This is a genomic window from Gemmatimonadales bacterium (genome assembly GCA_030697825.1).
Lineage (GTDB): Bacteria > Gemmatimonadota > Gemmatimonadetes > Gemmatimonadales > JACORV01 > JACORV01.
Genome location: JAUYOW010000141.1, coordinates 1 through 1,324, shown reverse-complemented (window position 1 = coordinate 1,324; position 1,324 = coordinate 1). Strand labels below are relative to the sequence as shown.

Here is a 1,324-nt window from a genome sequence, read left to right as displayed (position 1 = left end):
CCGTGCCGGTCACGATGGTCCCGGCTCCGGCGAGCGCGAACACCCGGTCCACCGGAAGCCGGAACCGGTCGTCGGAGCCGTGCGCCGCGACTTCCTGGGCGACGCGAGCCAGCGTCTCGCGGAGCCGCTCCAACCCGGTCGCCTGGGTCGCCGAAACCTCGACGATCGGCCACGCCGCGCTGAAGTGGCGCACGGTCTCGTCGTTCAGCTCGTCGGCCACGAGCGCGCGCCAGTCGGCATCAGGCGCGAGGTCGCACTTGGTGAGCGCGACGACGCCGCGAGTCACCCCGAGGAAGCGGAGGATGGCCAGATGCTCGCGCGTCTGCGGCATGACGCCTTCGTCCGCGGCCACGACGAGGAGGGCGAGGTCCACGCCGGTCGCGCCGGCGACCATGTTCCTGATGAAACCCTCGTGGCCCGGGACATCCACGACGCTCGCGGCCACGGTGCCCAGGTCCAGCGGCGCGAACCCTAGATCGATGGTGATCCCGCGCGCCTTCTCCTCGGCGAGGCGGTCGGTGTCCACACCGGTGAGCGCCTTCACCAGCGTGGTCTTGCCGTGGTCTATGTGCCCGGCCGTTCCTATGACGACGTGGCGTTCCACGACTCGGCATCCCAGAAGGCGAGGGCCGGGAGCGGGCGGTCCTCGGCGAGGTGATGGCGGACGAACGCCATGAGGAGCTTCCGGTGCGCCGCCGCGTGCCGGTGGTCGAGGGCCGCCGCGGGAAGGCGGCCGGCGATGAGCGCGGCGAGCGCCTCGCGGTCCGGTCGCTTGAGCCTGGTGACGTTAGGCGCTTCGGTCCCGTGGTTCGCGCACAGCGCCCCGCCCTGCACCGCAGAGAAGCGGATCGCGCCTTCGGTCGGGACGCCGCAGACCGCGCACCGGTCGAGGGTGGGCGAGAAGCCGAGCGCCACGACCAGCCCCCAGCAGGCCACCAGAGCCGCGGTCTCCAGCAGCTCCGTCGGTGCATGCTCGATGGCGTCGAGGCCGGCGCTCGCCGCGTCGAACACCTCGGGGTGCGGCTCGGCCGGGACGCACTTCAGGGCCAGCTCGGCGAGGGCGGAGGCGGCGGCGAAGCGCGTGACGTCGTGGGAGAGACCGGCGTGTGCCGAGGTGATGTCGAAGGAGGTGAGCGGGTTCAGCTCGCGGTGCCCTTTCATGGTGAGGGTTGCAGTGCCGGACGCGAAGAGGTCGAGCCGCGGACCGGTCCGGCTCTTGGCGCGGCGGGCCCCCTTGGCGATGGCGCTCTGAAGTCCGAGGTCCCGCGCCAGGAGCCTGACGATCTTCGACGTCTCGCTGTAGGGCATGACGTGCAGGATGATC

Annotated in this window: 2 protein-coding genes; both read right to left on the bottom strand. The window is 71.8% G+C overall.

Going from position 1 to position 1,324, the window contains the following annotated elements; genetic code table 11:
- On the bottom strand, positions 1 to 604 hold a 604-nt coding region (locus Q8Q85_07525), incomplete at its 3' end, for a GTP-binding protein (GenBank protein ID MDP3774106.1).
- A partial coding sequence (gene recO / locus Q8Q85_07520; protein MDP3774105.1) for a DNA repair protein RecO occupies positions 583 to 1,324 on the bottom strand: 742 nt, incomplete at its 5' end. The genes recO and Q8Q85_07525, both read right to left, overlap by 22 nt.